Below are 18,160 nucleotides of genomic sequence, written 5' to 3'. Positions count from 1 at the left end.
CGACGTGATCACAGAGAATCACGACGGACCGGTTCATCCCAGGCATTTGTGGAGCATAGTATGCCGCTTTCCGGCACCGCGCCACCTTGGACGCCCGCCCGCCCTCTGGATTCACCGGACTCGCGATGCATATTGGAGGGCGGAACTTCCATTCCATGCGTTTCGCCACCGCCCTCGCCGCCCTGTTGCTGACCGCCTGCCTCGATACGCCCGTCGACACGACGGGCGAGCCCACGCTCGGCGCGGCCCCGCCCATCAACGCCATCACCGGCGTGACGATGCGCTATGTCTCGGTCGACCTGGCCGTCGGCGAGACGATGCAGTTGATGTTCACGCCGCGCCTCACCAACAACAGCGCCTTCATTCCCAATTCGCTCCTCTGGAAGTCCAGCGCTCCGGAGATCGCGACGGTGGACGCCAACGGCATGGTGAGCGCCGTGAGTCCGGGGCAGGCGTTCGTCACCGTCACGGTGGACGGCCACACCGGCCAGACCGTCGTCACGGTTCGCGCCGCGCCGACTCCCGGCCGCTAGCGCCCGCCGGTCCGGCGGCCGCCTGCGACAAAAGGGCGCCCAGATCGGGCGCCCTTTGCGTCGGTCGGGTCGCCGGACGGCCTACTCCTCGCTTCCTTCCGTCAGCTCCATCTGCGGTTCCGACGATCCCTCTTCGTCGCTCGCACCCTCGACATCCTTGTCCTCGGCCACGAGGCGCGCGACGGCGGCCACGACGTCACCCATGTCGAGCTTCTTGAGCTGGACGCCCTGCGCCACGCGTCCCGTGGCCCGAATGTCCTTGACCGAGCAGCGCAGCGTCTGGCCGCCACGGGTGATGAGCATCATCTCGTCCTCGGGGAGCACCTCGAGGAGCCCCACCACGTCGCCGGTGCGCTCGGTGCGCTTGACGGTGAGGATGCCCTTGCCGCCGCGTCCCTGCACGCGGTACTCGTCGATGTTCGTGAGCTTGCCGAGGCCGTGCTCGGTGACCACCAGCAGCGACGCCTCGCGCTTCACGACCACCATGCCGACCACCTGGTCGCCCGCGCCCAGCGCGATCCCCTTCACGCCGGTCGTGTCGCGCCCCATCGCGCGCACGTCCTGCTCGTGGAAGCGGATGCTCAGCCCGTGCCGGGCCACCAGCACCACGTCGTTGGTGCCGCTGGTGATCTGCACGTCGATGAGCTGGTCGCCCTCGTCGATCTTGATCGCCTTGATGCCGGTGCTGCGCACGTTCGAGTACTCGCTCAGCGCCGTCTTCTTGACGGTCCCGTCCTTCGTGCAGAAGAGCAGGAATTCGTCGTCGCTGAACTTCTTGACCTGCACCACGGCCGAGACCTGCGTGTCGGGCGACACGTTGATCAGGTTGACCATGGGCTTCCCCTTCGCGGCGCGGCCGCCCTCGGGGATCTCGTGCACCTTCAGCCAGAAGCAGCGCCCGTCGTCGGTGAAGACGAGCAGGTAGTCGTGCGTCTTGGCGGTGAAGAAGTGCTCGACGAAGTCGTCGGTCTTGAGCTCCGTCCCCTTGAGCCCCTGCCCGCCGCGCTTCTGCTTGCGATACGTGGCGATGGACGTGCGCTTCACGTACCCGGCGTGCGAGATCGTGACGAGGACTTCCTCGTTGGCGATGAGGTCCTCGATGGAGAACTCGCCCTCGTCGGCGATGATCGCCGTGCGGCGCTCGTCGCCGTACGTCTCGGCGACCTTGGCGAGCTCCTCCTTCATCAGCGCCATGCGCGCCGGCTTGCTCTCGAGGAGCGCGGTGAGATCCTTGATGATCGCACGCACTTCCTTGAGCTCCTCCTCCAGCTTCTCGCGCTCCAGGCCCGTGAGCTTGGCGAGGCGCATGTTGAGGATCGCCTCGGCCTGCTTCTCGGAGAGCTTGAACTTCGCCTGCAGCTGCTGCGACGCCGTCTCGGTGTCGGCGGCGGCGCGAATGACCTTGATGACCGCGTCGATGTTGTCGACGGCGATCTTGAGCCCTTCGAGGATGTGCGCCCGGTCGCGCGCCTTGTCGAGGTCGAACTGCGTGCGCCGGACGATGACGTCGTGGCGGTGGTGGATGTAGTGCAGCAGCGCCTCGCGCATCCCCATCACGCGCGGCACCAGGCGCTTGGTCAGCGGATCCGGCACGAGCGCGAGCATGATGACGCCGAACGTCGCCTGCATCGCGGTGTGCTTGAACAGCTGGTTCAGCACCACGCGCGGGATGGCGTCGCGCTTGAGCTCGATGACCACCCGCAGGCCGTCGCGATCCGACTCGTCGCGCAGGTCGCTGATCCCCTCGATCTTCTTGTCGCGCACCAGTTCGGCGATGTTCTCGACGAGCCGCGCCTTGTTCACCTGGTACGGCAGCTCGGTGACGACGATCTGCTGCTTGCTGCTGCTCTCCTTCTCCTCGATCACCGCGCGCGCCCGCATGATGATCTTGCCGCGGCCCGTCTCGATGTACTCCTTGATGCCCTCGCGCCCGTAGATGAACGCGCCCGTCGGGAAGTCGGGTCCCTTGATGAGCTGGCGCAGCGTCGCGGCGTCCGTCTCCGGATGGTCGATCAGCTGCTGCAGCGCGGCGACCGTCTCGCGCAGGTTGTGCGGCGGGATGTTGGTCGCCATGCCGACGGCGATGCCCGCCGAGCCGTTGACGATCAGGTTGGGAATGCCGGACGGCAGGACGGTCGGCTCCTCGAGCCGGTCGTCGAAATTCGGCGCGAAGGCGACGGTGTTCTTGTCGATGTCCGCCAGCATCTCCACCGCGATGCGCGTGAGGCGCGCCTCGGTGTACCGGTACGCCGCCGCCGGGTCGCCGTCGACGGAGCCGAAGTTGCCCTGGCCGTCCACCAGCGGATAGCGCAGCGAGAAGTCCTGCACCATGCGCACCAGTGCGTCGTAGACCGACTGGTCACCGTGCGGGTGATACTTGCCGAGCACGTCGCCGACGACCGTCGCCGACTTCTTGTAGGCGCGTCCGGGGACGAGGCCCAGTTCGTTCATCGCGTACAGCACGCGCCGATGCACGGGCTTGAGGCCGTCGCGCACGTCGGGCAATGCGCGCGAGACGATCACGCTCATCGAGTAGTTGATGAACGATTCCCGGATCTCCTCGTCAATGAGCCGGGGCAGGATCCGCTCGCGGTTATTCGGTGCGGTCATGTGCCGTGCCAGGGGGGTGGAAAAAGGCCAGCAATCGATCCGGAAAATTTACCGAAACGTCGCCAGAAAAGCAACAGTAAATTGACCGCGTAAATGATTGTCAATCAACTACTTACAAGTTGGCGATTTTCGTGCTCGACCAAGAGGCGCACCGGCCTCGGAGGATCGCTTCGTTTGCCTGGTTCCACGAACGGCGAACGGCGAGCCAACTGGCCCGCCGTCTATTCGCGCCGTCGCCCGTCGGCACACGGCGAAGGCCAGGGGCACCGCGTCTCGATCAGGTCCAGGTGCGCACGATGGCCATGAGCCGCCACTCAGCGGCGACGAGGTGGAACAGGTACGTCGCGCCCCCCGCACCGCGCCGCAACGCCAGCGCACCCAGCTGTTCGGCTGGTCGATTTACCGCCACGAGGGCGTAGTCGCGCCACAGGACCGTCGCAATCACCTGCGTGTACGTCAGCACCGCCGTGCTGTCGCCGCGGTGCGAGGCGTAGAACCTGTCGCGCAACTCAAACCGCCCCGGTTCGCCGAACCCGATTGTCAGCGCGGTCTTCGGCGGCCGCGGCATCGTGAAACCGGTGAGCGGGGGGAGCAGGACGTACTGCGGCTCCTGCGGCACGAAGGGCTCGCACCGCTTCGCGTCGGGATTCCAGAACTCGCCTGAGAGGCCGGCCGCAATCGCCGCGTACGTCGGCGTGCCGTCCGGCACGTCCCACTGGGGTCGCGCCGTTCCGGTCTCCCACCCCACCACCCCGCGCAGCAACGCGTGTCCGCGGGGGGTGTCGACCGGCTCCTCGACTCCCTCGGCGATGATGAGGCGCTCGAGGCGCGCCACGAGTTCCGCGGCCGGCGCGCCCTCCGCGGCACCGACGGAATCCGGGAACGTGCGCAACACGCCCTGATTGCATCGCGTCGTGTCGAGGTGCACGAAGCGCGCCGCCGAGAGGATGGCGACGCGCAGCGAATCGGCCTTCCGGACCGACGCCAGACTGTCCTGCCCGGGCGGCGTCGCCAGTGACGCCGCGAGGACCAGCGCGACCAGCACGCGCTATGCCCCGGCGCCCGGGGCCGGCGGCGCCGGCGTCTGATGCGCCGAGGTGTCGGAGAGGACGTCGGCCTCCTCCTCCGCCACCTCGCGGTCGATGGCCTCGCGCTCGGCCTTGTAGCGCTCGTACCACTCGCGCGTGACCTCGCCGGCCAGGTCCCGGTTGCCCAGCCCGAACGAGAGCGCCAGCGCGAGGGCGATGGCGCCGAAGATGATGGCGAAGGCCGTCGTCACGATCTCCGTGGCGACCCCGAGCTCCTGCAGCGCCATGAAGACCGCGAGCAGCACCACACCGCCCTTGCCGACGCGCGCCAGGGTCGGCCCGCCGTGCAGCGAGATCGTGCTGGCCCCGATCAGCCCGCCCACGAAATCGCCCAGCACGATGCCGACGATGATGATGACCACGGCGGCCACCACGCTCGGCACGTAGCCCACCAGCTCGCCGAAGAGCGCGGCGAGCGAGTCGAGCCCCAGCGCATTCGCGGCCAGCAGCAGCGCGCTGAACATCACGAGCCAGAAGAGCAGGTTCGCGATGGCCAGCGTCGGGTTCAGGTGCGCGCCAACCCGGTCGAGCGGCACCACGCCGCCCTTGCGCAGAACATCGTTCAGGTGCAGGCGGCGCAGCAGCCGCGCCGAGGCCTTCTGCACCAGCTTGGCCAGCAGGTAGCCAGCGAGGAGGACGACTGCCGCGCCGAACAGGGCCGGGATGTATTCCCAGAACGCGGCGAAGCTTTCCTTCAGACGGTCGAGAAAATTCACGACGAGAGACTCGTAGAGGGTCTCTGTAATCTACTAGAACGTGAAGCGGACGAGCGAATGGGTTCCCGGCACGCCGGCCCCGGCCAGCGCCAGCGCCCCCGGCGTCACCGTGAGCCGCTGGCTCACCCGGCGTCCGGCATCGGGGCGCGACCCCATCCATCGCTCGACCATCCACACCCCGCCCGCGGCCCCGGCCGCCCCGAGCGCCGCGGTCGTGGCATTGAACCGGTCGCTCGATCCGACCAGCACCGCCACGCCGCCGCCCATCAGTGCGCCGGCCACAGCGGCCGCGCCCACCAGGGTCCCCTGGCTGCTCGTATGGTCGATGCGCCGCACGAGCAGGCGGTCGCCCGCCACCAGTCCGGCGGTTGCGCCGCCAAGCAGGGCGAGCGTGCTCGTCTTGTGTCCTGGATGGCCGTTCGCCACGAACGCGCCGCCGGCGGTCGCGCCGATCAGCGACGTGGTCCACAGCGCGCGGATGTCGCCCGCCGTCACGTTGTACCGCGCGTACGTGCCGTACATCGCACCCAGTTGCATCCCGGCGACGACCGCGCCGGCGCCGACCGCCGCCCGCGCCCGTTCGTTGGTGTAGTCCTTGTCGAACGCGTACATCGTCCCGATGGCCAGCGCAGACGTCATCTCGGCCCCAAAGACCGCAGCCTGCGCCGCGCCGGTGGACAGTCGCCGCCCCAGGGTGAGCGCGCCAGTCGTGCCGAGGAGCGATCCGAAGAACATCCCCGCGGCGTAGTCCTTCTTGCCCGTCATGGCGTACTGCGCGGCACCGCCCGCGGCGGCGCCCAGGATCGGGGCGCGCGTGGCGAGGTACTCCATCGCGGGCGTGATGCTCAGGTCGCGCGACAGTTCAGCGGCGGCAAAGAAGCTGCCCCCCGCCATCACCAGGTATGCGGCCGCGGCGGGGACTGGTCGGTCCGTCACGGTCGCGGCAAACGCCGGGCCGTACAACACAACCCCGAGCAGCGTCTGATTGCGGACAAAGGGCGTGCTCGTCAACCGCACGACCGCGGATACTCCGGTGTCGGCGACCGGCCGTCGCGATGGGACCCGGCGAGGCGCCTCCGGGATGCGTCGCGTGGTGTCCCGCAGATCGGGACGGGGCTTCGGGAGGCCTGGCGGATCCTGCGCGAAGAGCGGAATCGCGAAGAGGAGGGCGGTGCTGAGGAGGATTCGGCGCATGCGTCGGCGTTGGGGAGTCGTTCTAAAGACGGCTCAGGACGGCGCGACGTTTCGTGTGCCGGCGTGCAAGGACGAGGTCGGATGGAGGCCAGACGAGCCCGGATCGAGGCCAGGCTTCTAACTCAGTTTCTCGTGCCTCGCTTCACGTCGAACATCACCGACCGTCGGCAGGTGGGGCACATCAGCCACTCGCGACGGCGGGCATAGCCCAGCCCGAAGCTTCCTCCGCCGATCGCGCGCGACGTCATCGCCGTACCGCATCGGGGACAGTGCACGGCCTCGCCCGCCGTGAATGCGTCGCGCAGTCTGCGCTGCTCCTCGTTGGTGTACTGCGCGCGCTCGCGCCCTGGCGCCATCATGCGCCGATCTGCAGCACGACCTTCCCGAACTGCGCGCCGGCCTGCAGGTGCTCCAGCGCCTTGCGACCCCGCTCCAGCGGGAACGTCGAGTCCACGGGGAGGGAGAGCCGCCCGGCCACGAGTTCGCCGACGACGGCATCGAAGTCCGCGTCGCTCCCCATCGTCGAGCCCATGATGGTCCACTGATTCCAGAAGAGGCGCCGGACGTCGGTCTGCAGCTGGTGTCCTGAGGTGCCGCCGCACGTGACGAGGCGGCCGGCGCGACCCAGCGCACCCAGCGACTGCTCCCAGGTGGCGCTCCCAACGCTGTCCACGACCACGTTCATGCCGCGCTTGCCGGTGCGGGCGCGGATCTCACGGCCAACGTCGAGTCCCGTGTGATTGATGATTTCATCGGCCCCCATCGCGCGCGCCCGCTCGAGTTTCGCGTCCGATCCGGATGTCACCCAGACGCGCGCTCCCCGCGCCTTGGCGATCAGCAGCGCCGCCTGCGCCACGCCGCCGCCGATGCCCCAGATGAGCACGTCGTCCCCGGCCTTCACCTGCGCCCGCGTGACGAGCATGCGCCAGGCCGTCATCGCGGCAAGTCCGAACGCGGAGGCATCGCGGTCGGAGACGCTCGGGGGAATCGCCCGCACGTTGGCCGCCGGCACGACGAGCTCGTCGGCGAAGGTGCCGGGAACATGCTCGCCAAGCACCCGGAACTTCACGCAAAGCGGCTGATCGCCCGCGTCGCAGTATTCGCACTTGCGGCACGAAAGTCCCGGATTCACCACCACGCGGTCGCCGGGCCGGACCGACGTCACGTCGTCCGATGCCTCGGCCACCACGCCCCAGCCGTCGGCGCCGATCACCCACGGCCCGACGATCTTCATGCTTGGCAGGCCGCGTATGGTCCATAGATCGAGGTGGTTCAGCGGCGCGGCCTGCATCCGCAGTCGGACCAACCCCGGCCCGGTTAGTGCCGGCGGGGCGATGTCGGTTCGGAACTCGACGTGGTCAAGCGAGCCGGTGGCGGAGATGGTGAGGGCGCGCAATAGGGGCAGACGGGAGACGGGAGACGGGAGACGGAAGACGCGAGGGCCACCTTCGGCTGGCCGCGGTCCGTCGCGTGGAGCGCATCACTCGACCGGTCGAATATATTAGCTTGCGTCGATGGTGTCGGCGCTCAGCCGAATGCCGGTCCCATTACCGCCCGGTCTCCCGTCTTCCGTCTCCCGTCTCCCGTCTGTCCCTCCCATGCAAATCCGCGTTCCTCCCCTCGGCGAATCCATCACCGAAGCCACGATCTCGCGCTGGCTCAAGCGCGAAGGCGAGGCCGTGAACCTCGGGGATACGCTCGTCGAGCTCGAAACGGACAAGATCACCGTCGAAGTGCCGGCCGCGCAGGCGGGTGTCGTGGGTCGTCGCGTGAAGCTCGAAGGCGACGTGGTGAAAGTCGACGACGTGCTGGGTGAGATTCAGGAGGGCGGAACAGCAGGCGCAGCGCCCGCCGTAGCCCAACCAACGTCACCCGCAGCCGCGCCGGCACCAATGGCCGCGCCGAGCACACCGGCGCTGGCCGTGCGCGCCGCGCCAAGCGCCGCACGGCTTGCCGCCGAAACCGGCGTGGATCTCGGCGCGGTTCCCGGCACGGGTCGCGGCGGTGTGGTCAGCAAGCCCGACGTGATTGCCGCAATGAGCTCGCCGACGCCGGCGCGTCCGATGCCCGCGGTCCCAGCGCCAGTCGCTGCGGCGTCGACCGCCGCGCCGACTCCAGGTCACGCTGCGTCGACACCCGCTCCCACTGCGTTGACCCCGGCTCCCGCCGCATCGCCGATCGGACGTCCGCCATCGGCCGGTGTGGGCACCGCGCGCGAAACCCGCGAGAAGATGACGACGCGGCGCAAGCGCATCGCCGAGAACCTGCTGCAGGCGCAGCACGCGACCGCGCACCTGACCACCTTCAACGAGATCGACATGAGCGCCATCTCGGCGCTCCGCGAGCGGATGAAGGAGAAGGTGGAGAAGGAGCACGGCGTCAAGCTGAGTTTCATGCCCTTCTTCGCGAAGGCCACCTGCCTGGCGCTGAAGGCGTTCCCGACGGTGAATGCGCAGGTGGATGGCGACGAAATCCTGTTCAAGCACTACGTGAACCTCGGCATCGCGGTGGCCAGCGAGGCGGGGCTCGTCGTGCCCAACGTCAAGGATGCCGACCGCAAGTCCCTGCTCGACATCCAGCGCGATATCGCGGCGCTCGCCAAGAAGGCCCGCGACGGCAAGCTGACCATGGAAGACCTGACCGGCGGATCGTTCACGATCACCAACGGCGGTGTTTTCGGGTCGCTCATCTCGACGCCGATCATCAACTTCCCGCAGGTGGCGATCCTCGGCCTGCACAAGACGCAGGACCGCCCGGTGGCGGTGAACGGGCAGGTCGTGATCCGTCCGATGATGTACGTGGCGCTCTCCTACGACCATCGCATCATCGACGGCCAGCAGGCGGTGCTCTTCCTTGTCCGGATGAAGGAACTGCTGGAAGATCCGGCCACGATGCTGATCGATTAGCCTTCCGGAACATCACGCGAAGGGCCGCGCACTGCGCGGCCCTTTGCACAGGTCCCCCCCCGGCTACCGTCAGGGTTCGATCGTGTCCGCAATATCCGGATAATGCTCGCGAAGGCAGTCGGGGCAGAGTCCGTGGGTGAGCTGCGTCCCCGCGGAGGCCAGCTTCTCGTCCGCGGTCATCCAGTGGTCGGCGCCTTCGCGGTATCGGCGGCAGTGGGAGCAGATCGGGAGCAGGGCGCTCAGCAGTCGCACGTCGCGCAGCACGCCGGCCAGTTCCGCCGCCGTGCGGCGCAGTTCCAGCAGCGCTGACGCCTGGCGCGCAATCGCCTCGAGTGCGAGGCGCTGGTGCTCGAGCAGCGCCAGGCGCGGCTGCCGGTCGATGACGCAAACCGAGCCGATGTTCAGTCCCTCGCGGCTGCGCACGGGCGCCCCGGCGTAGAAGCGGATGCCGGGGTCGCCGAGCACGAGACGGTTGTCCGCGAACCGGGCGTCGCGCGTGGCGTCGGGAACCACCATCACGTCGTCGCCGAGAATCGTGTACGCGCAGAACGCCACATCGCGCTCCGTTTCGGAGTCGACCAGCCCCACCTGCGACTTAAACCACTGCCGTTCTTCATCGATCAGCGTGAAGGTGGCGATGGGGCTGCCCGTGATGAACGTCGCGAGCAGCGAGAGGTCGTTGAAGGCCTGCTCCGGCGCGGTGTCCAGGATCTCGTAGCGGCGAAGCGCCGCCAGGCGGGCGGCTTCGTTGGCGGGCAGCGGAGCAGGCATGGATAGGGCTCGCGAAATGGTCGCCCTCACTCTGGGCGACGTGCGCCACGATCGCCAGCCCCCCGGACGCCGGCGCGTGCGGCACGGCCCTCCGGGTGTCATCGGCATCGCCGCGCGGATAGCGTAGATTTGAGTGACTTCAATTCCGACACCAGTGACCGACCAATTTTCCCCTGACGTACTCGTCATCGGCGGCGGCCCCGGCGGCTACGTCGCCTCGATCCGCGCCGCCCAGCTTGGCTTCTCGACCGTCTGCGTCGAGATGGACCGCACCCTCGGAGGCACCTGCGTAAACGTCGGGTGCATCCCGTCCAAGGCGCTCCTCAGCTCGTCCGAGCATCTCGAGTTCGCCCGCCTCCACGCCGCGGAACACGGCATCCACTACGAGGGCGTCACGTTCGACCTCGAACGGATGATGAAGCGCAAGGACGACGTGGTGAGCCAGAACACGAAGGGCGTGGAGTTCCTCTTCAAGAAGAACAAGGTCACCTGGGCCAGGGGCTTCGGCACGCTCAAGGCCGGCAACGTCGTGGAGGTGAAGGGCGACGACGGCACCGTGACCACCTACACGCCCAGGCATGTCATCCTCGCCACCGGCTCCGTCCCCGTCGAACTGCCGTTCCTGAAGTTCGACGAGGAGCGCATCGTCTCGAACGTCGGCGCGCTCAAGCTGCACGAGGTGCCCCGGCACCTCATCGTCATCGGCGGCGGCGTCATCGGCCTCGAACTTGGCTCCGTCTGGCGCCGGCTCGGCGCCAAGGTGACGGTGATCGAGTTCATGCCGACCATCCTGCCCGGCAACGACGACGACATCACCAAGGAAGCGACGCGGATCTTCAAGAAGCAGGGGATGGAGATCCACACCGGCACCAAGGTGACCGGCGGGCGGCGCGAGGGCGACCAGGTGATCATCGAGGTCGAGGAGAACGGGACACCGGCGACATTGACCGCCGACTGCGTGCTCGTCTCCATCGGACGCAAGCCGGCGCTCTACGGCGTGGACGCGGCGGCCCTCGGCCTCGCGCTCGGCGCGCGCGGCGAAATCGCGGTGGATGACCAGATGCGCACCACTCTCCCGAACGTCTTCGCTATCGGCGACGCGGTGGGCGGCAAGCTGCTCGCGCACAAGGCGGAGGAGGAAGGCGTCATCGCCGCGGAGGTGATCGCCGGGCGCAAGGTGCACATGCACTACCACAACATGCCCGGCGTGGTCTACACCTGGCCCGAAGTGGCGACCTGCGGCCTGACCGAGGCCGAAGTGAAGGCAAGCGGCCGGCCGTTCGGGGTAGGCAAGTTCCCCTTCTCTGCCAACGGCCGCGCGCGATCGATGGCCGAGACGAACGGCTTCGTGAAGTTCATCGTCGATGCGAACACCGACGAGATCCTCGGCTGCCACATGATCGGCGCCAACGTCAGCGACCTGTTGAGCGAGGTGGTGCTGGCGATGGAGTATCGGGGGACGGCGGAGGACATTGGCGTGACCGTCCACTCACACCCGACGCTCGGCGAGACGGTGAAGGAAGCGGCGTTGGCGGCGCTGGGGCGAGCGATTCACATCTAGAGAAACAACAGACAAACAACAGAGAGACAACCGAAAGACAACAGAGGTGCCCGATTCAACGTGGGCACCTCTGTTTTTTCTCTGTTGTTCTTCTGTTGTCTCTCTGTTGTCTCTCTCAGGCCACCCCGTATCTGTCTTTGAGCACCGACACGTGGTGCAGGGCGTGTCCGGTCATGATCCACGCCAGGGCGCGGACGCTGATCTCCTTGCCGCTCGCGGTCCCGCGCCGTGTCCAGGCGGCTTCGGGGAGCCACCGCAGCAGGGCCAGCGAAGCGCCGCGCACGGCGGCGAACTCGCCAAGGAGCGTGTCGAGCGTGCGGTCGTTGGCCTCGCAGTGCGCGGCATAGGCGTCTTCGTCGAAGGGCGCGAGCGGCGTGGCATCGCCGCGGGCGATGCGCAGCAGGCGATACGCGAAGATCCGCTCGGCGTCGGAGATGTGGCAGACGACTTCCTTCACCGTCCACTTCCCCGGGGCGTACGCGTGCGCGGCCTGCGCCTCGCTGAGCCCTTTGAGGCGGGAGAGCATGTCCTCCCCCTGCTGCGCAAGCGTCCGCGAGATGTCGCCATCGGGGACGGCGGCGACGTATCCCGCGTAGAATGGGGCAAACTCATCAGCGCCTGGGCGCATGGTCGCGGCGATGCTCATCTAAATCCCCCTTTGGAATTCCACTTTCCGGAGTGAATCTAGGGTGTAAGGGTTTCGTGAGGAATTGCCTCACAAAACTTCCATAATTGCACCCCATTCCGCGACGATGCCCCGAATTAGACATTCCCTCTGCGACCGGGAGCGCGCTGAACGATCGCGGCGCCGCACCGGAGACAAACATAGCAGGTAACGCAGGGTCGCCTCGAGCGACCCAGCGTGTCGCGGTAGGCACAGCGGGGGGCGCGTACAGTGCGCCGGGGGGCCGTCACTGGCTCGTCAACCGCTGACCTACCGCGACTCGTTAAGGGCAGAGAAACAACAGAAAGACAACCGAGAGAAAACAGAGAGACAACAGATGCGCGCGAGCGCCGTCCTGTTGTCTCTCTGTTTTCTTTCTGTTTTCTCGCTGTTGTCTCTCTTACCTGGCCCTAAACACTACCTCCCTCCTCACATATCCGTCCGCATCCTCGCCGCTCGCGGGCATGGTGATCTCCGCAGGCGCTGCATGGGCGGCGAATCGCTTGAGCGGTGAGTCGACGACAGCGAAGTCGGCGGGGATGTTGCGCACGCGAACCCCGGCGCCCTCCGCCTCGAACGAGCGGGACGCCGGGGGCTGCACCCAGAGTGCGACGATGCTGCCGGCCAACGCCTCGACCGTCACACGGTACCCCGCGCCGTCGGCTTGCGCGGCCACGATCCGTGGATTCTTCGACCGCTCGCCGATCACGGCCGGCCGGGCATCGGCCAGCATCACGCTCCACTCGCGCGCCCTGGCCAGCGCCAGGCGCAATGACCGGGCACCCGGCGCCAGCACCCCCTCGGCAACGCCGCCGCCGGGCGGTGCAAAGCGGACCTTGAGCGGCCGCGAGAGCGTGACGCCCGCGCTCGGAGCAACGAGCAACACCCGCTCCGGTTGCTGCGCCATATCGGTGACCGACAGGTCCAGTCGCACCCCGCCGACCGCCAATTTCTCCACGCGCACCTGTTCGTGGCCGGGCGGCACCCACGGCGCCACCGTCAGCGTGTTCGCCGGCGCATCCACCTCGAGACCCATCAGCCCCCGGAGCAGCGGTGTCAGGATCATCGACGTCGCGAAGAACTGCTGCGGCACCGCGGTGTCGAGCGGCTTGTACACGCGGCCGCTGATCACCTCGGGGTTCCGGCCGCGTGCCTCATCGAAGGTCGTGCCGGCGATTGCCCGCAGCGCCTGCCACCCCGCCTGCGGATTGCCATAGCGGAACTGCGCGGTCGCCACCCAGCCGGTCACGAACGGCCAGACGGCGCCGTTGTTGTAGTGCAGCGGGTCGAACAGTCGGCTGGTCGTCGAGAGCGGGCGCACCCCCCAGTCGGTGGTGAGGTCGCTGCGCGCCATGCGCTCGGCCATCAGCCGGCCGTTGGTCTTGCCGAACACGTCAAACGCCATCGCCGTCGCCGGCCAGGCCGTCATCGTCTCGTTGATCTTCCCCTGCTCGAGCACGGCAAAGGCATACTGTCCCTTGGCCGGAATCCAGAGCTTGCCGTCGAGCGCCGCGACGGCGCGCACCCGCTCGGCCCGCGCCTCGGCCGCCAGGGCCGTCTCGCCCATCGCCTCGGCCATGCGCGCGAACCGCTCCAGGGACGCCGCCCACACGCCGTTCAGGTAGACGTCGCTGACGATCCCCTCCTGCAGGTCGCCCACCTCGAGCGCGCCGGCGCCGGCGCAGGTGTTCTCCATCAGCCCGTCGCCGTCGGTGTCGCACTTGCGCGACCACTCGTAGGCCTTCTTCACCTTCGGCCAGAGCGCACGCACGGTGGCCGTGTCGGCGGTCTGCTTCCAGTACTCGCCAAAGGCCAGAATCCAGAACGGGGTGGTGTCGCCGTGGTAGTACGCGTAGCCATACGAGCCGAACCAGTCGATCTTCCCCGCCCCCTGCGAGATCTCGTGGGTGATCTTGCCGTCGGCGCGCTGGTACTTGGCGAAGAACTTGAGCGCGCCGTCGCGCACCAGGTCGTGCTGTCCCGCCGCGCTCATCGCGAACGAGTTGATGGACGCGTCGCCGCCGAAGAACCAGCCGAAGCCGGGACGGTCGCTCGCGGCGCCCGATAGCCCGTACCCCGCCACGAGCCCGCACCCGAGGTCGGGGTTGCAGACCATCGACTCGTCGAGGTTCACCTTGGCCCACTCGGCCGCCAGGTCGAGCGTGGCGTCGCCCGTGCTCACCGACACCTGCTGCGTGCGAATCGAGTCGGCGTGTGCCACGCGCTTCTTCCACTCGCGTTCGATGGCCCCCGGCTGCAGCAGCGAGCGATAGAGCGCGAGCACCGAATCACGCGGCATCTCGCCGCCGGCCATCACGATGGGGATGTACTTGGCGTGGATGTTGACGTTGCCCCCCGGCGGTTCGCCGAGGCGCGGCTCGGTGTAGCGCTCCTTGTCGCTGCCCACGCCGATGGTGAACTGCGGCGGCGCGGCGCTGAGCATGTGCGCCGGGACGTCGCTCGCCTGCGTGACCGCCGGCGAGCCGAGGAAGGCACTCACCTTGCGGCGGCTCTCGCTGAACACGAAGGCCTTGGCTCCCGCGTGCCACGCGACGTACTGCCCGCCGAGCGAGGCCGGCCAGGCGAGATGCAAGTCGGGGACGAACGACGCGATGATCTCCATCGGGCGAATGGCGTCCACCTCCAGCAGCATCATCACCGCCGGCTTGTCGATGGAGGCGAAGACCGTCTGCTTCACGGTGAACGTCTCGTAGGCGTACGTGATGGTCACGCCTTCGGGGCGCACCAGCACCGACCGCGCGACGTCGCGCCCGGGAATGGCCTGGGTGTACTTGGGGACGCGGAAGCTGAGCTTGAGGTCGTGCATCCACTTGTACGGCCAGCTCCACAGCTCGAAGGCGCCGTCTTCGGTCCCCATCGCGATGGCGCGTCGGCCGACGGCGCTGACGAATTGTCCGGGGCGGGCGTCGCCGCCGAGCGCGATGGGTGATCGCCCGAGGTCGAAGGGGGCGATGGTCTGGGCGCCGGCGACCACGGGGAAGGCGGTGGCAAGCGCGAGCCCTACGATGATCTGTCGCATGTCCGCGAATATGCCTGCGATGCCCGGCGTTCGCGACTCTGGTGCGACCGATGCACGCCTTCCGCGCTGCCTTACCCCGCGGGCAGCACGTCGAACCGGTAGCCGCGATCGCGCAGGCCGCCAATGATGGCCGGCAGCGCCTCCGCCGTCTGCGTGCGGTCACCGGCCGGGTCGTAGCCGTCGCCGTCATGCAGCAGCACGATGCTGCCGGGCCGCACGTGCACCAGCGTCCGCTGCGCGATGACGCGCGCGCCGGGACGCGCCGAGTCCCACACACCGATCGTCCATCCCACCACGCGCTCGCCAAGGCTGTGCGCGATGGATGAAACCCACGGGTTGCGGAAGCCGTGCGGTGCGCGGAAGAACGCGGGTCGCACACCCGTCGCCGCTTCGATGGACGCGAGGCCGCGCCCGAGGTCGTCGCGAACGTACGCGGGCAGACGCACGTGCAGCTTGCGATGGTGCCAGCCGTGGTTCCCCAGCTGGTGTCCCTCGGCCGCCACTCGAGCCGCGAGCGCGGGCCATCGGTCCACGTGCTTGCCCAGCAGGAAGAACGTCGCCTTGACTCCCGCCTCGCCCAGCGCGTCGAGCACGCGCGGCGTCGCATCGGGATTGGGACCGTCATCGAACGTCAGCGAGACGCAGCGACTGTCGCCCGGCAGGCGCGACAACACCGGCCCGAAGAGCGGGCTGTTGCGATGCCACGTGCCGTGCGCGAGCCCGCCGAGCACGGCCACCGCGCCGCCCCCAAGCAGGATGCCGTTCATCGCGGCGCCGTGCGCGGCAAGCCGCGGCCGGCCAGCACCTCGCGATAGAGCGCAAGCACCTGGTCGGTGACGATCGGCCAGGCATAGCGCTGCACCGTCTGGTGGCCGTTATCGGCGAGACGTCGCCGCAGCGCCGCGTCGCCGAGCACCTTCAGGAGGCCCACGGCCAGCGCGTGCGGATCGCCGAGTTCCGTCATGAGGCAGTCGTGGCCGTCGCGCACCACGTCGGTGAAGCCCTCGATGTTGGAGCAGACGATCGGCGCGCCGCAGGCCATGGCCTCGAGCAGCGTGATGCCGAAGGAGGCCTTGGTGGTCGGGCAGGCGTACACGGTGCAATTGGCGTAGTACGAACCGCGCTCGTCCTTCACCGCGCCTTCGAAGCGAATGGCCGGATTGTCCGCGGCCTGCCGCCGGTAGTGACTGCGCCGCGGCCCGTCGCCCACGACGATCAGGCGCGCATCAGGCAGTCGCTCGGACACCAGCTGGAACGCCGTGATGAGTTCCGACAGCCCGTTGCGCGGATCGAGCCGGCCAAGGAACAGGATGTACGGCCCGTGACCGCGCATCGCCTCCGGCGGTTCGAGCCCGCGGCGGAACTGGTTCAGATCCACGCCGTTCGGGATGATGTGCCAATTGATGTCGAAGTACCGGTCGTGCGCGGCGGCGGCCGTGGGCGACACCGCGATGGTCGCGGCGAGGCGGTTCGCCACCTTCTGCACGCGACGGTTCAGCAGCGTGTACAGGAGCGAGCGCCCGAAGTTCGTGTGCACCGTGCCGATGACGGGCACCTCGGCCGCCTCCACGGCAAAGAGCGGCAGTGTGGGCGCGAGCGGCGAATGCGCGTGAATGAGATCGTACCGCTGCTCGGCGAACAACTTGCGCAGCTGACGTCGGCTGACGCCGAACGTCAGGCGCGCCTCGGATCCGTTGGCGAACACACGCTGGCTGCGGCCAAGGCGAAACAGCCCCGGTTCGTCGGGCGCCTCGCCGAGGTGCGACGTGATGATATCCACATGGTGTCCGCGCTCGCACAGTTCACGCCGCAGGAAGTGAACGTGCTCGGTGACGCCGCCGAAATGCGGATAGTAGTACTCGCTGACCAGCGCGATCCGCAGCGGCGGGCCGCCGTCGGCGAGGACCGTGTCGCATTCGGGTTGAGGAACCACCGGATGCGCGGTCATGTGCCACCACTCGGCGCCGGAACGTAGCGTCGCTCGAGCCAGGCAATAAAGGGCAGGCCGCCGACCAGCGGTGTCCAGAACGCGAGCGCGCGATACGCCAGCACCACCAGCAGCGCTTCAGCCGCCGGGACGCCCAACCGCGCGAGGCCTGGCGTCATCGTGGCTTCCACCACACCCGCCCCACCCGGCAGCATGCTCGCGTTGCCCAGCAGGTGCGGGATTCCCCACGCGGCGAAGGCGGCGCCGATGCCCAGGGGCACTCGCGCGGCCGCGAGCAACAGCGAGACAGACGACGCGTCGCACAGCGCGCTGAACATCGCGAAGCCGGCCAGCGCGCCCCACGTCCGGGAACTCATCGAACTCCAGGCGAGGTTCAGTTTCCGCGCCTTCTCCTCGATGCCGGCGGTATTCGCGGGGCGTCGCCGGAGCGTGCTCCAGACGCGCTCGATGCCCTTGAGGAGCCTGGGCCCGCGCGCCGGATTACGTATGACCCACCAGAGCCCCGCGAACGGCAGGAGCACGAGCAGCACGCTCACGGCCGCGCCTATCCACTCGCCATCGCTCAGGAATCCCGCTGAGGACACCGACACGCCGGCGATGAGCGCGATGAGCGCGATGAGCAGCACCGCCGCGCTGAACAGCAGCGACGGCAGCCAGCTCGCCAGCAGGGCGCCGGGCACCGTGGCGCCGCCCGAGCGCGACCAGCGGTACAGCGCGGCCGCATAGCCCGCGAAGGCGCCGCCCAGGAGTCCGAGACTCGAGGCCGCCAGGAGCACCTGCGTGGCGCGTCGCCTCGTCATGGTGCCGCCGTTGCCCACGATAACACCGTGCAGCAGCAACGCCCTCCCCCACTGCGACGCAGCCTGCGCCACCAGCGCCGCGGCGACGAGCGGCCAGCGCAGGCTGCGCAGCGACGACAGGGGATTGGCGTGCACGAGTCGCGGCAGCAGGAACCAGGTCGCTGCGCCGAACAGCACCAGCATCAGGAACGGCCGCTTCCATCCCAGACCTGCCAATGGTGGCGGCGCACTCTCGCGAATCGTGGTTTCGGTCACGCCTGAACTTAGCTACGGGCGAGCGCCATGGCTTTCACCAGGCGCTCGAGAGACCGCACACCGTACACGACGCT

The 18,160-nt window shown here is 68.4% G+C and carries 15 protein-coding genes; 3 read left to right on the top strand and 12 right to left on the bottom strand.

From position 1 onward, the window contains the following. The first annotated feature begins 155 nt into the window (after window positions 1-155). Window positions 156-533, top strand: a complete 378-nt coding sequence (locus VGJ96_14715) for an Ig-like domain-containing protein (protein HEY3288370.1) — start codon at window positions 156-158, stop codon at window positions 531-533. Between the two features lie 81 nt (window positions 534-614). Here the strand turns inward: VGJ96_14715 and gyrA are convergent, their stop codons facing one another. The 6 genes from gyrA to VGJ96_14685 form a co-directional block, all read right to left on the bottom strand. Then, window positions 615-3,143, bottom strand: a complete 2,529-nt coding sequence (gene gyrA / locus VGJ96_14710) for a DNA gyrase subunit A (protein ID HEY3288369.1) — start codon at window positions 3,141-3,143, stop codon at window positions 615-617. 277 nt (window positions 3,144-3,420) lie between these two features. Beyond that, window positions 3,421-4,188: a hypothetical protein gene (locus tag VGJ96_14705; protein ID HEY3288368.1), complete on the bottom strand. Its 768-nt coding sequence runs from the start codon at window positions 4,186-4,188 to the stop codon at window positions 3,421-3,423. A 3-nt stretch (window positions 4,189-4,191) separates the two neighbouring features. Beyond that, window positions 4,192-4,947: a hypothetical protein gene (locus VGJ96_14700; protein ID HEY3288367.1), complete on the bottom strand. Its 756-nt coding sequence runs from the start codon at window positions 4,945-4,947 to the stop codon at window positions 4,192-4,194. Between the two features lie 33 nt (window positions 4,948-4,980). Next, window positions 4,981-6,141 (bottom strand): hypothetical protein, encoded by a 1,161-nt coding sequence (locus VGJ96_14695; protein ID HEY3288366.1) that lies wholly within the window; start codon window positions 6,139-6,141, stop codon window positions 4,981-4,983. A 122-nt stretch (window positions 6,142-6,263) separates the two neighbouring features. Further along, window positions 6,264-6,500 carry a hypothetical protein gene (locus VGJ96_14690; protein ID HEY3288365.1) on the bottom strand — a complete coding sequence of 79 codons (237 nt, stop codon included), beginning with the start codon at window positions 6,498-6,500 and terminating at the stop codon, window positions 6,264-6,266. After that, window positions 6,497-7,537, bottom strand: a complete 1,041-nt coding sequence (locus VGJ96_14685; GenBank protein HEY3288364.1) for a zinc-binding dehydrogenase — start codon at window positions 7,535-7,537, stop codon at window positions 6,497-6,499. Before VGJ96_14685 ends, VGJ96_14690 begins: the two co-directional genes overlap by 4 nt. A gap of 202 nt (window positions 7,538-7,739) precedes the next feature. Here VGJ96_14685 and odhB point away from each other — a divergent pair, with 202 nt between their 5' ends. After that, complete coding sequence (odhB, locus tag VGJ96_14680) at window positions 7,740-9,047, top strand: 2-oxoglutarate dehydrogenase complex dihydrolipoyllysine-residue succinyltransferase (GenBank protein ID HEY3288363.1); 1,308 nt, start codon at window positions 7,740-7,742, stop codon at window positions 9,045-9,047. Between the two features lie 69 nt (window positions 9,048-9,116). Here the strand turns inward: odhB and VGJ96_14675 are convergent, their stop codons facing one another. Further along, window positions 9,117-9,818 (bottom strand): GAF domain-containing protein, encoded by a 702-nt coding sequence (locus VGJ96_14675; protein HEY3288362.1) that lies wholly within the window; start codon window positions 9,816-9,818, stop codon window positions 9,117-9,119. Window positions 9,819-9,972: 154 nt separating this feature from the next. On the opposite strand from VGJ96_14675, the gene lpdA reads away from it, so the two are divergent. Beyond that, on the top strand, window positions 9,973-11,379 hold the full coding sequence (lpdA, locus tag VGJ96_14670; protein ID HEY3288361.1) for a dihydrolipoyl dehydrogenase: 1,407 nt from the start codon (window positions 9,973-9,975) through the stop codon (window positions 11,377-11,379). A 115-nt stretch (window positions 11,380-11,494) separates the two neighbouring features. Here lpdA and VGJ96_14665 read toward each other — a convergent pair whose 3' ends face one another. The 5 genes from VGJ96_14665 to VGJ96_14645 form a co-directional block, all read right to left on the bottom strand. Continuing rightward, window positions 11,495-12,025 (bottom strand): DinB family protein, encoded by a 531-nt coding sequence (locus VGJ96_14665; protein ID HEY3288360.1) that lies wholly within the window; start codon window positions 12,023-12,025, stop codon window positions 11,495-11,497. A gap of 418 nt (window positions 12,026-12,443) precedes the next feature. Continuing rightward, on the bottom strand, window positions 12,444-15,083 hold the full coding sequence (locus tag VGJ96_14660) for a GH116 family glycosyl hydrolase (GenBank protein ID HEY3288359.1): 2,640 nt from the start codon (window positions 15,081-15,083) through the stop codon (window positions 12,444-12,446). Between the two features lie 71 nt (window positions 15,084-15,154). Continuing rightward, window positions 15,155-15,850: a polysaccharide deacetylase family protein gene (locus tag VGJ96_14655; GenBank protein ID HEY3288358.1), complete on the bottom strand. Its 696-nt coding sequence runs from the start codon at window positions 15,848-15,850 to the stop codon at window positions 15,155-15,157. Next, window positions 15,847-17,031 carry a glycosyltransferase family 4 protein gene (locus tag VGJ96_14650; protein ID HEY3288357.1) on the bottom strand — a complete coding sequence of 395 codons (1,185 nt, stop codon included), beginning with the start codon at window positions 17,029-17,031 and terminating at the stop codon, window positions 15,847-15,849. Before VGJ96_14650 ends, VGJ96_14655 begins: the two co-directional genes overlap by 4 nt. Further along, window positions 17,028-18,086, bottom strand: a complete 1,059-nt coding sequence (locus tag VGJ96_14645) for a YbhN family protein (protein HEY3288356.1) — start codon at window positions 18,084-18,086, stop codon at window positions 17,028-17,030. Before VGJ96_14645 ends, VGJ96_14650 begins: the two co-directional genes overlap by 4 nt. Window positions 18,087-18,160 lie beyond the last annotated feature (74 nt).

The organism is Gemmatimonadaceae bacterium (assembly GCA_036504815.1).
Taxonomy (GTDB): Bacteria; Gemmatimonadota; Gemmatimonadetes; order Gemmatimonadales; family Gemmatimonadaceae; genus PNKL01.
The sequence above is the reverse complement of the archived record's forward strand: the minus strand, read 5'-3'. Positions and strand labels throughout refer to the sequence as shown.

Excerpts from the sequence above, each read along its gene's own strand:
- VGJ96_14715 (HEY3288370.1), top strand. The coding sequence starts at position 156 with ATGCGTTTCGCCACCGCCCTCGCCGCCCTGTTGCTGACCGCCTGCCTC.
- gyrA (HEY3288369.1), bottom strand. The coding sequence starts at position 3,143 with ATGACCGCACCGAATAACCGCGAGCGGATCCTGCCCCGGCTCATTGAC.
- VGJ96_14695 (HEY3288366.1), bottom strand. The coding sequence starts at position 6,141 with ATGCGCCGAATCCTCCTCAGCACCGCCCTCCTCTTCGCGATTCCGCTC.
- VGJ96_14690 (HEY3288365.1), bottom strand. The coding sequence starts at position 6,500 with ATGATGGCGCCAGGGCGCGAGCGCGCGCAGTACACCAACGAGGAGCAG.
- odhB (HEY3288363.1), top strand. The coding sequence starts at position 7,740 with ATGCAAATCCGCGTTCCTCCCCTCGGCGAATCCATCACCGAAGCCACG.
- VGJ96_14675 (HEY3288362.1), bottom strand. The coding sequence starts at position 9,818 with ATGCCTGCTCCGCTGCCCGCCAACGAAGCCGCCCGCCTGGCGGCGCTT.
- VGJ96_14665 (HEY3288360.1), bottom strand. The coding sequence starts at position 12,025 with ATGAGCATCGCCGCGACCATGCGCCCAGGCGCTGATGAGTTTGCCCCA.
- VGJ96_14660 (HEY3288359.1), bottom strand. The coding sequence starts at position 15,083 with ATGCGACAGATCATCGTAGGGCTCGCGCTTGCCACCGCCTTCCCCGTG.
- VGJ96_14655 (HEY3288358.1), bottom strand. The coding sequence starts at position 15,850 with ATGAACGGCATCCTGCTTGGGGGCGGCGCGGTGGCCGTGCTCGGCGGG.
- VGJ96_14650 (HEY3288357.1), bottom strand. The coding sequence starts at position 17,031 with ATGACCGCGCATCCGGTGGTTCCTCAACCCGAATGCGACACGGTCCTC.